13 protein-coding genes and 1 pseudogene are annotated in these 18,153 nt (G+C 56.1%); 5 read left to right on the top strand and 9 right to left on the bottom strand.

Features of this window, described 5'->3' with window-relative positions; genetic code table 11:
- The first annotated feature begins 24 nt into the window (after positions 1-24).
- Positions 25-480, top strand: a complete 456-nt coding sequence (locus AC5SEM_RS00310) for a hypothetical protein (RefSeq protein WP_495471922.1) — start codon at positions 25-27, stop codon at positions 478-480.
- 386 nt (positions 481-866) lie between these two features.
- Here AC5SEM_RS00310 and AC5SEM_RS00315 read toward each other — a convergent pair whose 3' ends face one another.
- The 8 genes from AC5SEM_RS00315 to AC5SEM_RS00350 all read right to left on the bottom strand — a co-directional run bounded on the left by AC5SEM_RS00315 (position 867) and on the right by AC5SEM_RS00350 (position 11,477).
- Positions 867-3,917, bottom strand: a complete 3,051-nt coding sequence (locus AC5SEM_RS00315; protein ID WP_495471923.1) for a type I restriction endonuclease subunit R — start codon at positions 3,915-3,917, stop codon at positions 867-869.
- A 1-nt stretch (position 3,918) separates the two neighbouring features.
- Positions 3,919-5,094, bottom strand: a complete 1,176-nt coding sequence (locus AC5SEM_RS00320; protein WP_495471924.1) for a restriction endonuclease subunit S — start codon at positions 5,092-5,094, stop codon at positions 3,919-3,921.
- Positions 5,094-6,605, bottom strand: a complete 1,512-nt coding sequence (locus AC5SEM_RS00325; RefSeq protein WP_495471925.1) for a type I restriction-modification system subunit M — start codon at positions 6,603-6,605, stop codon at positions 5,094-5,096. The genes AC5SEM_RS00320 and AC5SEM_RS00325 overlap by 1 nt, the downstream gene beginning before the upstream one ends.
- Positions 6,606-6,716: 111 nt before the next feature.
- Positions 6,717-8,216 (bottom strand): type I restriction-modification system subunit M, encoded by a 1,500-nt coding sequence (locus tag AC5SEM_RS00330; RefSeq protein ID WP_495471926.1) that lies wholly within the window; start codon positions 8,214-8,216, stop codon positions 6,717-6,719.
- A 269-nt stretch (positions 8,217-8,485) separates the two neighbouring features.
- Positions 8,486-8,779: a hypothetical protein gene (locus AC5SEM_RS00335; protein WP_495471927.1), complete on the bottom strand. Its 294-nt coding sequence runs from the start codon at positions 8,777-8,779 to the stop codon at positions 8,486-8,488.
- Positions 8,776-9,756, bottom strand: coding sequence for an integrase domain-containing protein (locus AC5SEM_RS00340; protein ID WP_495473432.1), 981 nt, complete (start codon positions 9,754-9,756; stop codon positions 8,776-8,778). Before AC5SEM_RS00340 ends, AC5SEM_RS00335 begins: the two co-directional genes overlap by 4 nt.
- On the bottom strand, positions 9,734-10,093 hold the full coding sequence (locus AC5SEM_RS00345) for a hypothetical protein (RefSeq protein WP_495471928.1): 360 nt from the start codon (positions 10,091-10,093) through the stop codon (positions 9,734-9,736). Before AC5SEM_RS00345 ends, AC5SEM_RS00340 begins: the two co-directional genes overlap by 23 nt.
- A complete protein-coding gene (locus AC5SEM_RS00350) occupies positions 10,077-11,477 on the bottom strand; it encodes a YfjI family protein (protein WP_495471929.1) in 1,401 nt (466 codons plus the stop codon). Before AC5SEM_RS00350 ends, AC5SEM_RS00345 begins: the two co-directional genes overlap by 17 nt.
- Before the next feature lie 1,306 nt (positions 11,478-12,783).
- On the opposite strand from AC5SEM_RS00350, the gene AC5SEM_RS00355 reads away from it, so the two are divergent.
- Positions 12,784-13,131: a hypothetical protein gene (locus tag AC5SEM_RS00355; protein ID WP_495471930.1), complete on the top strand. Its 348-nt coding sequence runs from the start codon at positions 12,784-12,786 to the stop codon at positions 13,129-13,131.
- 64 nt (positions 13,132-13,195) lie between these two features.
- Here the strand turns inward: AC5SEM_RS00355 and AC5SEM_RS00360 are convergent.
- Positions 13,196-13,791: pseudogene (locus tag AC5SEM_RS00360) on the bottom strand (Tn3 family transposase); the annotation flags it as partial.
- Between the two features lie 185 nt (positions 13,792-13,976).
- Here AC5SEM_RS00360 and AC5SEM_RS00365 point away from each other — a divergent pair.
- Genes AC5SEM_RS00365 through AC5SEM_RS00375 form a run of 3 tightly spaced genes read left to right on the top strand, consistent with a single transcriptional unit; the run spans position 13,977 to position 18,153 of the window.
- On the top strand, positions 13,977-15,227 hold the full coding sequence (locus AC5SEM_RS00365) for a hypothetical protein (RefSeq protein WP_346640295.1): 1,251 nt from the start codon (positions 13,977-13,979) through the stop codon (positions 15,225-15,227).
- A 2-nt stretch (positions 15,228-15,229) separates the two neighbouring features.
- The gene (locus tag AC5SEM_RS00370) at positions 15,230-17,167 is read left to right on the top strand and encodes a caspase family protein (RefSeq protein ID WP_495471931.1); all 1,938 of its coding nucleotides are present in this window, start codon (positions 15,230-15,232) and stop codon (positions 17,165-17,167) included.
- A complete protein-coding gene (locus tag AC5SEM_RS00375) occupies positions 17,164-18,153 on the top strand; it encodes an AAA family ATPase (RefSeq protein WP_346640297.1) in 990 nt (329 codons plus the stop codon). The genes AC5SEM_RS00370 and AC5SEM_RS00375 overlap by 4 nt, the downstream gene beginning before the upstream one ends.

Consider the following 18,153-nt stretch of genomic DNA (forward strand, 5'->3'; position numbering starts at 1 on the left):
AGAATGGCAGGAGCTGAAACGATTATGAAGGACTCGTATAAACAGATCGTAGCCCTGAGTAAAGGCACTGTCCGAACACTTCTCGACGAAAAGAAGGTTCTCATGTCCTACCTGTATAGCCAGGCGCTAACGTACTGTATAGAGCATTCGGAGAAGCATGGTGATTACTCCCTTCTTGGTGCGTTGGTGAACGTATTTGACAGTCGTGACTTCAAGCTATTCGTTTCAGCATGGATCTGCGAACGTCTTGGGCTGACAAGCAAAATGGGGCAAGTGGGTGCCGTCTTCGCAAGGAGCGGAAAACCTCCCAATACGCATATGAGCTTTAAGGTAAGTGTGGAAGAGTTCGCCGGAGCGAAATTTAAGGCAAAAGTGTCGGTAAAGCCTGCTGCAACTAAAGAAAAGAAGGCTCCAAAGCGTGTTGATATGCTCGACTCGTGGGCACGTCTTCCGGGTAGCTTCGGGCATGGGAAGCGGTGACCTAGTAAATTATTGAACTACGTCGCAAGTGGTTAATACGACTTCAGGCATTCGTTTCGCTCGCTCACGCGATCCATCATGAGTTATTTTTCGACTTTGGTTCGTAGGTACGCATAAATGAATCATATTGCCACTTTGCCGATTGCTGCAATAGGCAGCTATCAGGCCTAGGCTGAGTAAAAACGTTTTAGCGCAGGGTTGAGGTATAGAACCAGAACGAAAATCGCGTTCCTGCGCAAATTTTTCAGGCCTGCTGCTTAACGAAGGACTGGTAGATTTTATGTTGCAACGCAGACGTTAACACCGTCTGCGTTTTTACACAGTCTGGGCCAGAAGCTGCCGGTCAAGAGTCCGGCAAATAAATCTGTCCCCTATGCATGCCATCATTAATAGTGCTCTTCGATGTAGGCATATGCTTTTTGGAACAAGTCCTTGTCCTTACTTAAACCAAACTGAGCCAGGGTCAGCATGAGTGCTTTCTGGATTTCGCGCGGGCCGCTGTTGGAGTTCTGCCAGCCCTCAAAACGGGTGGCTTTCACAATCTTGTCAATCTGCTCGACTACATCGCCAATCAGTTTCGGCGTAGTTTCCGGGCGGGTTTCCAGGAAGAGCTTGGTTAGCGCTTGCTTATTGTTTTCTTCCGTCACCACCTTCTCGCCGGTTTCACGCTCTGCCTGCACCGTATCTTTGGCCGCTTCGAGCAACCCCTTGAGCCAGTCGATGGCCTTGATTACCCCGGCCTCATAGTCTCGGCGTAGCTTCTCTAAGCGTTCGCCGAGCTCAATAAATGCAGGTTCGCCACTTCCGCGCAGACGCCCCATCAGGTCGATTTCCAACCGGCGAGCGCGCATCTCCTGCTCCTTCTCGGTGAGAGTGAAGATCGCGTGCTCATCCATGATCAGCTCATCGATATCATCGCGGATGCGTTTGATATCGGTGTGCTCGTGAATCATTTTGATGGTTTCAGGACCCAGTGCGGCCCAGACCAGCGCGCCCGTCTGACCAACTGGGCGCACGGATTCATAGATTTGCGCCAGCCATTTGTAATCCTGGCGGTAGGGTGTTAGGAACGGGTCAGGGTTGATGGCCGACCAGAGCTTGGATAGTACGCCAAAAGCGGCGGCAAACTCATCGCGCCTCTTGTTGTTCGGCAGGCACTCCTGGGCGGCCATGATGCCGTCGAAGCCTTCCAGGGTGCGGTCTACATTCGGAAAAAAGGCCAGGCACTGCTTCAGTTGTTCCGGCAGCAGTTCCTTGAATTTCTCAATGCCCTCGACAATACCGGCGATTTCTTCCGGGTTGTAGGCCAGCGCCGTGCGCAGGTTTTCGAATACACCCAGGTAATCGATGATCAGCCCCATACGCTTGACCACTCCATCCGCCTCGTACAAGCGGTTGGTACGGCACATGGCCTGCAACAAGGTGTGATCGCGCAGCGGCTTGTCCAGGTACATGCAGTAGCAGATCGGCGCATCGAAACCAGTCAGCAGTTTGGCGGTGACGATCAGCAGTTGCAGAGGCTGCTTCGAGTCTTTGTAGGTTTCCAACAGGTTCTTCTGCGCCTGCTCGTCACCATCTAATTTCTGCCAGCGCTCAAAATCGGCTTGTTTGATTGGCAGTTCAAGCTCTTCATGCCAGCGGTTCCAGTCCTTGTTGAGCTTGCCGCTCTCATCTTTAACCGGGGACTGGTCGACGTTCATCACCACTTCTATGGCGTCGAAACCGAGTTTGCAGCCGAGCAGATCGTACATCTGTACGCAGGCTTCGCGGTCATAGACCACTACCATGGCTTTCATCTTTTTTGGCTGCACATGGCTGGTGAAATGCGCGGCAATATCGGCGCTGATGGCCTCCATGCGCTTCGGTGCCTTGAGCATCACCGCCAGCTTGCCAGCACGTTTGGACAGAGCGGTCTTCTCGCCTTCGTCCAGACCGTTGTTTTTGACCAGTTGCTCGAACTCCTGGTTGATCGCCTCGCGGTCGACCCGCAGTTCGGCCAGGCGTGGTTCGAACTTAACCGGGTTGGTGGCGCCGTCGCGGATCGACTGCTTGTAGCTGTAGCGGTTCATATAGCGACCAGGATCGTCCTCGGCGCCGAACAACTTGAAGGTGTTGCGCTCAATACCTGAGATCGGCGTACCGGTCAGGCCGTAGAAATGGGCATTGGGCAGCGCCCAACGCATCTTCTCGCCTAGGCCGCCTTCCTGGGTGCGGTGGGCTTCATCCACCAGCACGATGATGTTGTCGCGATTGTTCAGGCCATCCGGGTTGCGCTCATCAACCTCGACATCCTTGAACTTGAAGATGGTGGTGATCAGGATGCCGCGGCTGTCCTGTTCGATATGTGCGCCGAGTTTCTTACAGCTCTGTACCTTGATTAGGTTTTTTACGTCGGCACCGCCAAAGGTCTCGTTGATCTGACTGTCTAGGTCGCGACGGTCGACCACGATCAGCACAGTCGGGTTTTTCAGATCGTTGTCGGCCCGCAGCATTTTGGCTGCGTAAAGCATCAACAGCGACTTGCCCGAGCCCTGGAAGTGCCAGATCAGGCCTTTTTTCGGGTAGCCCTTTTTCACCCGTTCGACGATCTGCTTGGCTGCCTCGAACTGCGGATAGCGTGGCAGCAGCTTGATGCGCTTCGGCGGCGTGTCTTTACCCACTTTCTGGGTAGAGAACAGCGCAAATGAGGTCAGCAGTTTCAGCAGGGTTTGCGGATTCAGCAGTCCCTCAGCACTTGCCAACACGGAGGCCAGGGTTGCGGGAATATCCTCGCGCTGTTCGGTGTGGTGCCAAGGGCCCCAATCCTTGACCCGCGAATTGATCGCACCGTAGGCAAAGGTTTTGCCCTCGCTGGCGAAGCACAACAGGTTGGGCACGAAGAAGGCCTGCACGTGCTGCCAGTAATGCTTCTTGCCACCCATAAAGTCGGCTGCACCGTCCTGCCAGCTGATGCTGGGGCGTGTGGCACTTTTTACTTCGCCAACCACCAGCGGGATGCCGTTGACGTAAAGCACGATATCGAAGAACACCTCGCCCGCCGCCACATAGTGCACCTGCTGGGCAACCACAAAATGGTTGTTCTCGATATGCTCGAAGTCAATCAGGTTGATGGTGACGTGCTCGCCGTCCTCGCCAAAGGGCAAGGTCTTTTCGGCAAGCAGCCATGCCTGGAAATTCTCGTTGGCCCTCACCAAACCGCTGTGCGGTGCTTCCAATAGCACGCCGCGCAGCTTATGGATAACCTCGTCGGCATAATCCGGCTGCTGGCCAATCGCCGGGTTTAACGAACATAACGCGTCTTTTAGCCACTCATCGACAAAGATGTCCTGCGCCTCCTTCGGCAGGCTCTCGCCGTGGCAGTGAATCCATTTAGCCCCGCTCAATTTTTTTAAGCGGTCGATAATTCCATTTTCGGTGACGGTTTGTTCGCTAAACATACTAACATCCATTAATAATGCTTTCTGATAATTTGTAAGTAGCAATTTTTTTTGTACGAATCCGATCCTTGGTTTCTTCCATGCATCCCCATAAATGGATAATTTCATCTTGCTGCCAATCTAAAGGCAGAGGCACATTCATTTTTTTCTGAGATGTGATTCCAATGTACGCCCTGGTAGATTGAGCTGACAGCGCTTTAAGCGAGCGCTGAAAAGACTGAGACCTGAAGTAGATTTCTAGAAACTTGGAGCGAAGTCGCCCGCCATCTTTTACTCGATAATAGGTTACTTGGGGAGTAAGCATTATATAGTCTGTTACTTCTGGGGTGACTGCCACAAGACCAACAGTACCTTTGTGTGACAGCAATATGTCTCCTGGTTTAGAAAAGCCAATCCTAAGCTTGTCAGCTAGTTCTTTTTTTAAATTTTTGCACTGATCAAGATTGATAGAACCATTTGTCAGGTCACTCGCCATTACAAATGGTATTCCATGGCCTACATAGTCGGATGCTTTGGGGTGGTCGTTTCCATGATTGCCATCTTGGATTCCGAGAATGTCACCGGATTGAATTAGCTCTCCAATAGAAATTTCATTTGGACAAAATTGACGAATTTTATCTTCAATAACAGTGCTCACCATTTGAGAAAAAGAGCTTTCTAGCTCATCAAGCTTGCTGAGCGATTCGCTGGCTTTTTTAAGTATTTCGAGCAGTCTTTTCTGTTCAGTCAATGGCGGAATCTTAAACTCTTGGGCCGCCAAGGTCTTCCATTTTATTGTTGGCGAGAGCGAGCCTTCCGATACCGATATTGCTCTATTCATAAAAGTGTTGGACTGCATAAAAAACGGTAGGAACTCTGGATGCATATCTCCACCCAAAGGCCTAATCACCATTCCATGGGCAGAAAATATTCCGTCAAATGGTGCGAGCGCCACTCTCTTCAGGTACGCATTTCTTTTGGCGAATAAAATATCGCCTTTTTTTATTGCAAGTTTTTGTCCTTTGAGTACAACCTCTGAGCCCCAACGCCTGACCTCCAAGCTCCCTGAATCCAAGTGCTCAAGGCCGATGTATTCTTTCTCATCACCTGCGCTCGGATTGACGCGTTTAGATATATTCTCGGCAACTTCACCAAATCGCACCAAATTCCAGTCTTTGGCTAATGCTTGCCCAGTCATCACTGCTCCACCTCATACCCCAGTGTCGCGAGGTTTTCAAATAGTCTATTGGCTTGCCTCTTTAGTCGCACTCGACTGGCTTTCCATGTTTCAACTGCATGCTGAACATCATGGATCTCCTCGTCGCTGACGATCTGCACATAGAGAGGTATTGATAGATTGTGTTGGCTCTCGCGAACCACCTCGACATCCACCAACGCGGTAATGGCTGGATGCTTTTCTGGGGCCCGATAGGCTTCGGTCAGCACCGCCAAGTCATCATTCGAGAGGCGACTATGGGCGCGCTCACGGGTGACATGCTCGGCACCATTGATAAATAGAATCTTGCCTCTGCGCTCGGCGGGTTTGTTGCAGTTGAGCACCACCACGCAGGATTCCATCGGCGAGTTATAGAAGAGGTTGGGTCCCAGACCGATTACTGCTTCGATGATGTCGGATTCGATCACTTGCTTGCGGATTGCCTGCTCAGCGTCGCGGAACAGCACTCCGTGGGGCCATAACATGGCGGCACGACCGGTATCGGGTTTCAGGCTCTTGATGATATGGGTGTAGAAGCCGTAATCGGCGCAGCCCTGGGGCGGTACGCCATAGAGGTTGCGGCCATAGGGATCGGCGGCAAACTTGTCACGGTTCCATTTTTTGATGGAGTACGGTGGGTTGGCGAAGATCACGTCGAACTGCTTGAGCTGGTCGCCTTCGATAAATTTTGGCTCGGCCAGGGTATCGCCGCGTAGCACCTCGAACTCTTCAATCTCATGCAGGAACATATTCATGCGGGCGATGGCGGAGGTGAGCAGGTTCACTTCCTGGCCATAGAGTTTGACGCTACGCCATTCCTTGCCTTCATCGCGCAAATCCATCACCGCGTTGAGCAGCATGCCGCCGGTGCCGCAGGTGGGGTCGTAAGCGGTTTCCCCTGGCTTCAAACCCATGATGCGGGTCATCAGATGCACCACGGTGCGGTTAGTGTAGAACTCGGCGGCAGTGTGGCCGGAGTCGTCAGCAAACTTCTTGATCAGGTACTCGTAGGCTTCGCCTAGGTCATCCTGAGCCACCGATGTGATACCTAGGGGAATCTTGCTGAAGTGCTGAATTAAGTCAGCCAGCAGGTGGTCCGGCAAACGCTCCTTGTTGGTCCACTGAGCATCGCCGAATACGCCGTGCAGGCGCTCGTTGTGGGTCTCGATCAAGCGTAGGGCATTCTGAATCGCCTCGCCAATGTTCTTGCTGGTGTGGCGTACCTTTTCCCAGCGTGCCTCCTGGGGAATGTGGAAGCGGTGAAACATGGGCATCACGGCGTAGTCGGCGTCGCCTTCGCTCACTTCCAGGGCCTCGACATATTCTTCGAGGTAAACGTCGGACAGACGTTTGTAGAACAGCAACGGAAAGATGTACTGCTTGTAGTCAGAAGCGTCGATCTGTCCACGGAGAAACTCGGCCGCGCCCCATAGCAAGTCTTCGAGTTTCTTTTTGCCGAGGCGGGAAGCCTGGTGTTTTTGGTGCTCAATCATTTTTACGGGTCTTGTCCGATAGTGGGTGAGCGAGTTGGCTTAGGTCAGCGCCGGCGTCATCGCTCTGGTAGATGATGAGCTGCGAGGTACTGCTGTTGGCGACAAGCGTGCTCATGCCTCAAACCCTTCCTTGATCAGTAGCTCTTCCAGTTCCTGCTCGGCTTGTTCCAGTGAGGCCAGTTTCTTCTGGAAGTCCTTCAGCGCTTCTTCGACGGTGATGGTTTCTACTTCCAATGGTTTTTGTACATAACGAGCAATGTTCAGGTTGAAGTCGTTTTCCAAAATTTCGTCCAACGGCACCCAGCGCGCTACGCCTTCCAACGCTTTGGCTCTAGGCCCCTGTTGATACTGCTCCAGGTAGATGTGGTAGATCTGATCTGCCTGGGCGTTGCTCAGGGTGTTCTGCGCACGGCCTTTGGTGAATATTTCCTCAGCGTTGATGATCAAAACTTGGTCACGATGCTCGTCAGGGCGCTGCTTACGCAGCAGCAGAATGCACGCTGGGATAGCGGTTCCGTAAAACAGGTTGGGGGCCACACCGATAATGGCTTCAATGCGATTCTCTTTGAGCAGGTGGGTGCGGATTTTGCCCTCTGCCCCACCACGGAACAGCACCCCGTGAGGTAGCACAACCGCCATACGCCCGTTATCGTTGAGCGAAGCAAACATGTGTTGCACCCAGGCAAAATCGCCATTGGTTTTCGGCGCGAGGCCGTATTTGTTGCGGCTGTAAGCATCCGCAGCCCAATGTTCATGGCCCCATTCGCTGAGGCTGAACGGTGGGTTGGCGATCACGCAATCAAAGGTTTCGAGCCGGTCGTAGATCAAGAACTTGGGGTCGCGAAGGGTATCGCCACGCACGATCTCGAAGTCTTCCTGGCCATGGAGAAACAGGTTCATGCGGGCAATGGCTTCAGTGGTCAGGTTTTTTTCCTGGCCCTTGAGCTTCAGTAGGCGGGGATCGCCAGCATTCTCACGAACGTGGTGAATGGTTTCCAGCAGCATGCCGCCAGTACCGCAGGCCGGGTCATAAACACTGTCACCTGCTTTGGGATCAAGGATGCTCACCATTAGTCGCACGATGGTGCGCGGAGTGTAGAACTCACCCGCTTTCTTGTTGGCTTTGTCGGCAAAGCGCTTGATCAGGTATTCGTAGGCACGCCCCATGTCGTCGTTACGAACGCTGGCCACCCCGAGATTTACCTGATTGAAGTGATTCAGCAACGTGGCTAGCAACTCATCGGGTAGGCGTTCCTTATTGGTCCAGCTGGCATCACCGAAGATGCCATGCAATGGGGTATTGGCCTGCTCAATACCTAGAAAGGCATCCTTGAGTGCCTTGCCAATATTGTTGGATTTGGCAAACACGTCATCCCAATGGCAGCCAAGGGGCACTTGAATCCGATGGAAGATCTTCTCCCGCGCCAACTCAGCACTACCGACTTTGGCCAACACATCCTGAAACTCTTCGTCGTAGACATCGCAGATCCGTTTAAAGAACAGGATCGGGAATATATAGGTCTTGTAGTCGGATGCGTCGATGGGGCCGGTGATGATGTGCGCGGCGTGCCATAGGTGAGCTTCAAGGTCTTTTAGTTTGATGAGCGTCATTTTCTAGTTGGATAAACCTTTACAGCTTCAGGGGAAACCATCTGCGCTAGCCGGGTTAGAGATGCGGCAAGTGTACCGGAGATCTTAGATATGCGGGCAGCCGGCTCCAAGCAACGAGGCTGTCGAATCGCTGAAAGTCAGGCAACTTAGATCAATGGCAGCTAATGGCCGCTTTTTGCCGTTGCCGCGTGTGCTTCGAGCAGGTTCATCAGCAAGAGGATGTCCGCGCTGAGATAGATGACGGCGGACAATTGAGCCTGGAAGGCTGCCTACTCACGATTCGAGCGATCCATCAGCAATTGCCGGCCGTTCCCTAGTCGCTTCCAGATCAGCAGAGCGGTGAGTCGATAGTAATACCGGGTGGCGCCGGAATGGTCTTTCAGGTGCTGCGTGAGAAACCAGCGCACATGCTTGAGCTGCCAGGTCCAGGGATTATCGCGATGCCATCGCTGTTGAATGGCCGCTTGCATGCTTCGGGCTTGGCGTAGATGACGTTGCTGCGTGACCTGCGAGCCGGTCAGTACGCCGCTCAGGAACAGCGTCATATCGAATGGTTTGGTCACGCTCTCCCTCCAATGTAGGCCGAAACCACATCGATCCGGTTATGCCCGAGCTCTAGGCTGATCTGTTGGCGCGCCTGTTGATCAAGGTCGCGGTCAATGCGATAGCAGTGGCCACCATTGACCGGTGCAGCGTGGCCCGTGAGCTGTTCGTAGCGCTCGCAGGCGTAGGCTGCTCGCAGTTCATGGAAACCCTTCAGCCCTTGTTCATGCAGCGTTTCGCGGGCGGGGAGCACGGTCTGTTGCAGAAAAGCGGCGTAGCTTTCGTCTCGGGCCAGCAAGTTGCGGCTGCGGGGCGGCGATGCCTTACGAGCCAGCTGCAGCGCTGCTTTCACTGCTTCATTTACCGCGACCCAGCGCGGCGCTGATGCGCCTGAGCGGCCGCCCTTGGTGCCGTCCTGGATGTTGATGCGGCCTAAGTGTTCGGCTTCGCGGTGCAAGCGTGGCAGGTCGGCCAGGATCGCTTCGCGCAGGCGCATGCCGGTTGTTCGGGCCAACAGGACAATCGCGGCCACCCGCTCGTGTTGCTGTTCGCCCAGCGCCTCGAGTACTCGCCGCACCTGTTGGTGGTCTTGGCCATCCGGTACGCGGGTGCGTACGGTTGAGCGGTGCTGTCCCAACGCCTGACTCGGGCTGGCGATCCTCACGTCCTGATCACCGCGCAGCGCGGCGAGGGTGCGGTTGACGCTGCTCAGGCGGTTCTGCGCGGTGGCGATGCAGAGTTCGCCTTGCTGGATCTGCTGGCGCAGATACGCAGCGTAGTCCTGCAGCGTCCGGTGATCGATCCGGCGCGCATCGTTGTAACCGGGGCCGTCCTCTGACCGACACCAACGCACGAACGCTTGCCAGCGATCGCTATGTGCTTTGACAGTGGCAAAGTGGCCACCGGCAAACAGATCCTTGAGCGCTCGTGGGCCGGCGTAGCTCAGCTGGCGGCCATAGCCAAAGTTACGACCATCACGCCGACCGACAAGTGCCACCGTCATCACCGTTTTCGTTTGTTTGCAGAAAGAGCAGCAGGGCTTTCCAGTGGGGGCTAAGCCTGTTCACCTGCTGCCAGTGTGTCGGGCGGATCAGGAGGGCGTTCTCCTGGTGTTCCAGCAGTGCCCCTTCCTCACGCAGTTGTTCGATCAGTAGGGCGATTTCGGCGGGGGCTAGAGGTGGTGTGGCGACAGTGGCGGCAGTGGCGACAACCTGCGTCATTCCTAGCCTGGCGCGTGGCGACAAGGTAGCGACAGAAGCGGCGACACGCCGTGTTTCTGATTGCGATTGATGTCGCGCCTGGTAGCAGCGCACCGCGTCATTGAGGCGAAACATGGCGGACCTCGAAAGTTTTGGCATCGCGACTGTTCAACCAGTTATGTGTGATCAGCTCGACGAGTAGTGTGGCGGTGTGATGGCTGCTCTTGCGGGCAAAGCGAGGGCCGTTGCGATTGAGATCGCGGATGGTGAATTGGGTCCAGCCTTTTTGCGTCAGCCAGCGCAGCAGTCGATCCGCTTCCTCACGTAAAGTGTTGATTGGCTCTTGTTCGGTCAGGCGTTGGATCTCCGCTAGGTAGTAATCCATCAGTGTTGAGGCGCGTTGAATATGGGCCTCACTCACTACATTCGCATCTTCAATTACCGCGAGCACACCGGCGATGCGCAGCACATTCGCCGCCGCTTTTCCTGCGACGGATTGGACGCCCGCCAGCTCACCGAACTCGCCAGACTGGCATTCGATGGTGTCGTGAATATCAATCCAGGCAGTGCGAGCGCTGGGCGTCAGTTCCAGCCTGGCGGGGTTAAGTGAACCATCTTTGTGCAGCGACAATGGCTTATCCAGCAGGGCGGTCATGCGCGTTTGGTAGCGCTGGACCTTGGCATCTCGCGTCAGGTCGACTGCCTTGTACAAGCGCTGACCGACCAGCCGTTCGGGCCAGCTGATCAGGCAGCGGCCCAAGATGCCTTGGCCTTTGATCACCGGGTCTTTGAGTAGCTGGTTGGCCAAGTAAGGCTGCAGCATCAAATGCAGGCTGAGGCGGCGGTCGTAGGCGCGCAGGCTTTCTCCGGCCATAGAGCGCGCCCGGTCGATCGGACTGCCATCCCACAGTGTCGACAAGGTGGTAATCGCCTTAAGCAGGTTCTCTTTGCTCATGGTGCTGCTGCCCAAAAACTGGCCACCTTCATCATTGAACAAGCCCATGCTAGGCAAGCCTTGGCACAGGCTTTTGATCAACGCTTCGATGGTGGGCTCGGTAATGATCAGTCTCGGCGGTACCGGCTCGGATAGCTCACCGCCTTCCGCCTCCGCGCGTTTCTTTGCGGTTTTGGGTTTGGTCATGATGTTGCTGGCGGCGCGATAGGCTATGAGCTTTTCCGCATACAGGGTCCACTGCTGTCGTTCCCAGTCGCGCGCCGCCTTCAGTGCCAGGTGATCCACCGCGCTTTTTCGATCACCCGAGGACGCCACCGTCAGTAGGTAGAGGGACAACGGATAGGTTCGGCCGTCGAGGTGGACATTGGCATGACCCTGACTCACCAGGGCAGCGCTGGCCAGCACCGATTGTGCAGCCATGGCGCAGGGCACGCCGATCACCTCGGCCAGTCGTTCAACCGCAGGGCCCAACAGATTCCCGAGTGCTTCGACCGGGTAGGGCAGTGGCGACTGCTGGTATTCCAGCAAGGGTTGTGGTGGCTCGAACGCTTCGCACAGTTGCATCGCTATTCTCCTGAGGTTATCGACTTCGTCCTCACTCATCCCGCCACGGTTGTTGAGTGTTATCAGGGATCAAGGCCCCTGCGACCTGTGAGGGTTGTCCTCTCACGCGGGACTGGCGGCTCCTTACGACCGGGAGCTTGGGCATCTCATGATCTGGCCTCCTGAGCACTTCCGAAGAGGTGGGCGGGTGGAGGCTGCACTGGCTGACGAGACCGGCCGCGAGATCCTGAGTCAGGTGAAGGCAGTGAGGCGATGACTGGGGCATGCCTGACTGTCAGTCAGGTGCAGTCCATTCCTTGGGCTGCGGCACCATCATCGGCATCGCTGTGGCGAGTGAGCATTCGGTGTTTGTCACGCCGATTGTCACGAGGGGGAACGCCGCAAAGGCCCGTGTGAGCAGGGCTGCAGCAGTGGTAGGAGCGCCCGTCTCTTTAGGGGGTAAAGAGACGGGCAACAGGTTGGCGCAAGGAAATGGCCAAGCGGATAGGTTGCTGCAGGGCAGCTATAAAAGGGTATGAGTTGCCGCAGTGGCACTCTGGTAGAAGTAGGCATCCATCACATCACTGTGAGCGTGCGAGCCGCCGGACGCTAATCGCACTTGGGGAGAACCACCACGTTGTGGCGTAGCCTCAAAGGTTCTGGCTACCTGGGTGCTGTCGAGGACAGCGCTGGTACGGTTCTGGTTTAGCGCTCGTTCTGCTGGCGGTCAACCGTATTTTGGGAGTGACTATTGCGTCCATTGGTAGCGCTGGAAGACCTTGGCGGCCGGTGGTTTTCCATGCCTGGGTGGTCGTTCGTCGGTTTTTAATGTGAGCCTGCGTAATTGCATGGACTTGACCATTTGCATTGTCACTGACCAGTCAATTGCATTCGACTTGACCAGCACACGCCGTAGTGACGACCGGCGGAGAGTGGCCGATTTCTGCTTTTCCCGAAGGTCTGAAAACGACCCAGCCTATGTAAAAGCGCACTGAATACGTCGAAGACTGAGAGCTACAAGCGTTGCCTGCTACACCACCAGACGGAAGCGCGAATTGCCCTAGCCAGCTACATACCCCACCAAACGGCCCTCTGCGTGGCGCCGCTATAGCGCACGCGAAGTGTGCTCATGGCTGCAAGGCGCTGAGCACGCAGAGACGATGGCCAGGCAGGTCGAGCTGCGTCATTGATCTGCGATAGCTGACGTCGATCTCAAAGCGATTTCTGAAAAAATTTGAGAAAAGCAGTAAATAAATCCGAGGAACGTGCCGAACAGTGTAGTAGGTGACTGAAAATCGGTCGCCGCACCTACTGATAAGGTTCTTGAATGAAGAAGCTGTACAAGCTGTTCCGCACCACTGCCAGCATTGCTGGCGCCATCATCTGTTTCGTGCGCAACTACTGCGCAGATAACTCTTGGGTCATATCTGGCCTGAAGAAGCTCATGGTGGTCTCTAGCATCATCATCACGATCCTGTCGGCGATGCTTTGGCACATCTCTGCTACTTGGCAAGAAGACGTGGCCCAGATCCAGAATCTCGATCAGGCGAAAGCTATTGCGATCACCACCGCGGCCGCCGTACTGAACACAAAAGCGGCGATGCTTGGGGTTATCGCAGCCCTCCTGAACGCTCTGTACTTTTGGATCGGGACGCTGAGCAGGTCCATAGAGTAAAGGACACTCTCTTCAGGGCACATCGTTAGCGATGAATCGTCCCTGATGTCCTACACGCATTGGATGGCTGCTCCTGGCTAGTTTGGTCGATCAGTACCTGCGCACTATCCGGCACCGCCGAATCCAGCGGTGTGATCTTCAGGCCGGACTCGGTGAGGAGGGCATCGCGCAGCTCGTTGTCCTTGGCCAATTTGGTAAGGGTGGTCAACTGCTCGTCCAGCAGCTGCAAGCACTCTTCTAGGTACTGATCGCTGTTCGGGTTGATTGCCAGGAGCAGAGTGTGCGCCTGCTTGAGCCGGAGCGCAGCGCGTTCTTCAGCTCGGAAAGCGCGCAGATTTCGTAGAAGCACCGATCGAGGCCTTCCGGGGTGATCAGCAACGGCTTCCAGCGCGGCTTGATGAAGGTGGTGGGCGCATCGACCTGCACATTGCGCAGGTTGTCTGCGTTCATCTCGCGCAAGGTCTGCACAGCTGCCAGCACACCCTGCGCAGCCGGGGCAGCACGTAACTCCAGCACTTCCAGCAGGGCCGCCGTGTAGCGCCGCAGGGTGGCGAAGTTCTCGCCGACCAGGTGCTGGTGATCGAAGCCCTCCGTCCGGGCCAGTAGTTCGGCCTCGCTGAAACTCTCGGTGAATTCGTCCCAGGGAATCACCGCCTCGATGGTGTCGTTGCGAGCGGCTCTGCAAAACGATGCTATACCCACCCATACAGCGATCTTTTATTTCCCCCCCCATTCGGACATCATGATGAGATGGCGATGTGCCTGTGTTGAGGCTGGCCTTCGCAAGCACCCGTCGAGCAATGCGGCAATGACGCAACAGGTTCAATGCATCCAGGGGAAGGAAGATGAAAATACTATTTGTGCACGGAACAGGTGTGCGTCAGCCTGCATTCGATGCGACCTTTGAATCAGTTCAGATGAACGTAGCGCAGTTTCTTCCAACGGCATCCGTCGTGCCCTGCTACTGGGGGCATCTAGGTAGTGATCTGGGCAAGGGGCTTTCGGTGCCTTTGTATGATCAATCCAAAAGTCTGGTGGTCGCCGAAAAAGAGAATGATGCACCTGAACGTTGGGCACTGCTCTATGACGACCCACTGATCGAGTTGCGCCTACTGGCTTCCCGCTCGGCTGCCAAGCCTGCTTTGACCTTTGGTGCAACACCGGTATCCATGCTGCGCGATTCACTTTCTGTACTACGTGAGCGAATTGACGATGGCGCCTGGCCGGATATACGGCTTTCGCGGCTTGCAAGTGCGCTAAGTGCCATCGAGGCAGTTTCGGCATTCTCCGGTCTCGACGCCGCGATCAATGCGGGAGTGGCCTTAGAGCCTGAGCAAGGGCTAGATACCGTGCGGTTGATAATCGCCCGGGCGCTCACCAGCGGCTGGATTGTTGAACAGATGAACGCTGGCATCCCCGCCGTGCCCGCCGACGTGCGAGACAGCGTTCTGGGTGCCGCCTTCGAAATGCTCGGCGGCAGCAGGGCACAGACCAAGGGGATGCTTGGTGACTTCATCAAGACATTGACGAAACCGCTGGCCGCACTGGTCAGTGCCATTGTGGTGGATCCGCTCTGGCAGGCTGCGGCAGCTGGTGGTCGTGCGTACCGCCGGTCTATCGCGCAAGGTGCAACACCGGGGGTTGGCGATATCCTGCTGTATCAGGCCAAGGGTGAAAAAATACGCGCCTTCATTGCGCAGACCATCGAAGCTGAGTCGAAACCTACCGGAGAACCGGTGATATTGCTGGCGCACAGCCTGGGGGGAATCGCGTGCATCGATTTGTTGATTGCGAGCGCACAGCCGAATATCCGAGGTGTCATCACGGTCGGTTCTCAGGCGCCGTTCCTCTATGAAATTGGTGCGCTGACCCAGTTGGAGGCACCTTCCAAGCTCCCTGGCCATATGCCGCCATGGTTGAATATCTACGACCAGGACGACCTTCTGTCATTCAAGGCGCTGCCGATCATGACGGGCGGAAATGGCATCACCGACCGGGAAGTCCGCAGTCATCAACCCTTTCCGGCGGCGCATGGGGCTTACTGGAATAACGTGCGGGTCTGGGAAGAAATCAAGTCATTCCTGGAAACGGTATAGCAATGAAACTGGGGGCAGGGAAAAACACCTTCGCCATACTGATCGGCATCGAGCGGTATGGCGACCCCGGTTGGACGCTTAACGCGCCAGCGATGGATGCGTTGCGCATGGCCCAATACCTGCTGACGCATGGCGTTCCCGGTGCGCACATTCATCTCTACATAAATGAGGACTCGCGGATTAGCGAAGCGCTTGCCGCCGAGCGCAACGCTCTCAAGGCAGCGCTCATGGCCGCCGGTGCGCGCTTGAACGGAACACCGACTCGAGCGGTTCTGGACGCTGCGCTTGATCCTACGCAACTTCCACCATTGCCGGACACCCCGGACAAGACGCTCATCGTCTACTCCAGTGGGCACGGCGTATGGCACGGGGGGCAAGCGCAGGAGCGTTATCTGCTTACCGAGGATGCCGCCACGCAACCCTACGATGCAATCAACCTGACTTCGGTGGCCAATCGGTTCGTGCATCACGTGGACGGTAATCGCTTCGCCAGGCAGTGGTGGATTCAGGACACCTGCGCGAAGGAAATCGAGATGTTTCAGATGAGAGCGCTTGCGATAACTAATGCAGGTACGGAGAGGCCCCGCAATCAGCAAGTCATATTGAGCGCGTCGAAGCCAGGTGCTGCGGTGACGAACGACCCCGTGCGTCAATCCAGCGCGTTTACCGCTGCGCTGCTTGAGCTACTTGCCTCTTATGAGTCCCTGGACGAGCTGGACCTCAGTCACCTCGTGGCAGCCCTAAATTGCTCGTCGTGGGCTCAAAGCGATACATCACGGCTGCTGCACGTGGATGAATCCATGCAGCGCTGTATCTCGGTGCCGGGCTGTCCGACCATGTCCCTGCCGGCCTTGACTGCATTGGCGTCAATTATTAACGGTAGCGCAAAGATAACTTCAGAGTTGCTGGGGGCTGTGGCGAGTAGGTTCCTCAACGGCTCCTCCGTCGTCCCGGCTGGCGTGATGCCTTTGCTCTACATGCTGGACTCGGTGGTCGGCGAGGCCAATTACGATTTGACGACTGTCGAACAGTTTGTACTCAGGTTGTTTACAGTGCTGGAGCAAATTCGTCAGCAGTCGAGTGATCCGAGCTGGGACTCTGATATCCAGGCCGTTGAACGGTGGATAGGCGACTGGCCGCGAAGTCACGCTAGTCCGGCGGTAAACCAGCGACTGATGGAGTTGCGAAACGACAATCAGGTCATGGCACTCTCGGACGTCATCGTGATTGATCTGAGTGGTGGGTTGGACGTTGAGGAAACACGTGTATGGTTTTACAACGGTGACCAGATTGAAGGTGGCGCTTATCGTACCCCGGAGCCCACGCTAACTGAGCGTCTGCGCTCGGTTCTGATGCAGATATACGGAGGCTTCGGGCCATTTGGAAACACGGTGTTCGAGGTCGTGCTGCCAGCCGACCGGATCTTCGAGCCCTATGCCGGGCTTGAGTTTCACACAAGCGACGAGCATTCCTATTTCCTTGGCAAACCGCCCGCCTTACTGGCGTTGAGAGTCCTGGAGCGATGGCAGGACCGCAGCTGGCAACGTCCTTGGCAACAAAGCTGGAAGAGCGCCGGCATCACCCACGATAGGGTTCCGCGCATGGTCTGGTTACAGTCGGAGACTTCGGTTACCGAGCAAGGTTGGTCCTGGCATGGCACGACCAGCCTGGAAACCAACAGGCATGTCATCGAACGCTCGCTGCGTCAGGGAGTTGCATGCGCGGCGTGGTGTGGGCCTGAACATTTGGAACGAGTGACCCATATCGTCCAAGGCGAGCCGTATGTGCGCCTGCGCAACACGCAAGTCGGCCTGGCGGCACTCAAAACCCAAGAGTGCAACGGCGTGACCTGCATCGTGGACACCCCTGACCGAATTCCACCCGGTGCTGGCGGTGTCTCCAGCGGTCTATTTCAACCTTCCGTAAGGACGAGCACATGACTCAGTGGCGAATTTTCTCAGGTGAAAGCGAGCCCTCGGATACTTCGTTCCCCGAGGCGCCACCATGGCGCAGATTCGCCCGACCGGCGAATGACAAGTTCAACAGCGTGGGCGATATCGACTATTCGGCCCGCTACTGGGAGCGCGCCCGGGCGTACCAGACGCCTAAAGATATTCTTGATGCGGTCAATGCCGCGTTGGTCCTGCGTCGTCCTCTGCTGGTTACCGGCCCACCCGGTACGGGCAAGAGCTCACTGATCTACCGCGTTGCCTATGAGTTGAAGCTCGGGCCTGTGCTGGTGTGGCCGGTGAACTCGAGGTCCACACTGGACAATGGATTGTACGACTATGACGCCATTGGTCGGCTACGCGACAAGGAAGCGCATGCTGATACCGCCGTCGATATCGGCGAATACATCAGGCTCCGGGCACTCGGCACCGCGTTGCTGCCCTCCGAACGCCCACGAGCCTTGCTGATCGATGAGCTCGACAAAGCCGACCCGGACCTGCCCAACGACCTACTCAATGCGCTGGAGGAGGGCTGGTTCGAAATTCCTGAATTGCAGCGCCAGAAAAACCGGGAGGTCGCGGTCAGGATCGCCTCCTCGGCGGGAGACGCAGAGACGTCGGCCGCAACGGCCGCGATGGCGACCATCACAGAGGGGCGAGTCCAGTGCTACGAATTTCCCTTCATCGTGCTGACCAGCAACGACGAACGAGAGTTTCCCGCGGCGTTCCTGCGACGTTGTATCCGGGTCGAACTGAAGGCGCCGGGCGTGGAGCAGTTGGCGCAGATCGTCGGGGCCCACGTAGGGCCTGAGGTCGCTGAGCGTGCGCAGGCGTACATCGAGCGCTTCGCCAGCAGCAACCAGCCCCGTGCGACGGATCAACTGCTCAACGCCGCCTACCTGGTGCATCGGGTGAGCGGCGGCGAGCCTGAAGACTCGCAACGCTTGTATGAGATGCTGACCAATCCCTCGAGCTGA

The organism is Pseudomonas sp. CH61, from assembly GCF_059429415.1.

Bases quoted from the DNA above. Each gene is read 5' to 3' on its own strand.
- AC5SEM_RS00310 (WP_495471922.1), top strand. From the start codon at position 25: ATGAAGGACTCGTATAAACAGATCGTAGCCCTGAGTAAAGGCACTGTC.
- AC5SEM_RS00315 (WP_495471923.1), bottom strand. From the start codon at position 3,917: ATGTTTAGCGAACAAACCGTCACCGAAAATGGAATTATCGACCGCTTA.
- AC5SEM_RS00320 (WP_495471924.1), bottom strand. From the start codon at position 5,094: ATGACTGGGCAAGCATTAGCCAAAGACTGGAATTTGGTGCGATTTGGT.
- AC5SEM_RS00325 (WP_495471925.1), bottom strand. From the start codon at position 6,605: ATGATTGAGCACCAAAAACACCAGGCTTCCCGCCTCGGCAAAAAGAAA.
- AC5SEM_RS00330 (WP_495471926.1), bottom strand. From the start codon at position 8,216: ATGACGCTCATCAAACTAAAAGACCTTGAAGCTCACCTATGGCACGCC.
- AC5SEM_RS00345 (WP_495471928.1), bottom strand. From the start codon at position 10,093: ATGTTTCGCCTCAATGACGCGGTGCGCTGCTACCAGGCGCGACATCAA.
- AC5SEM_RS00350 (WP_495471929.1), bottom strand. From the start codon at position 11,477: ATGCAACTGTGCGAAGCGTTCGAGCCACCACAACCCTTGCTGGAATAC.
- AC5SEM_RS00355 (WP_495471930.1), top strand. From the start codon at position 12,784: ATGAAGAAGCTGTACAAGCTGTTCCGCACCACTGCCAGCATTGCTGGC.
- AC5SEM_RS00365 (WP_346640295.1), top strand. From the start codon at position 13,977: ATGAAAATACTATTTGTGCACGGAACAGGTGTGCGTCAGCCTGCATTC.
- AC5SEM_RS00370 (WP_495471931.1), top strand. From the start codon at position 15,230: ATGAAACTGGGGGCAGGGAAAAACACCTTCGCCATACTGATCGGCATC.
- AC5SEM_RS00375 (WP_346640297.1), top strand. From the start codon at position 17,164: ATGACTCAGTGGCGAATTTTCTCAGGTGAAAGCGAGCCCTCGGATACT.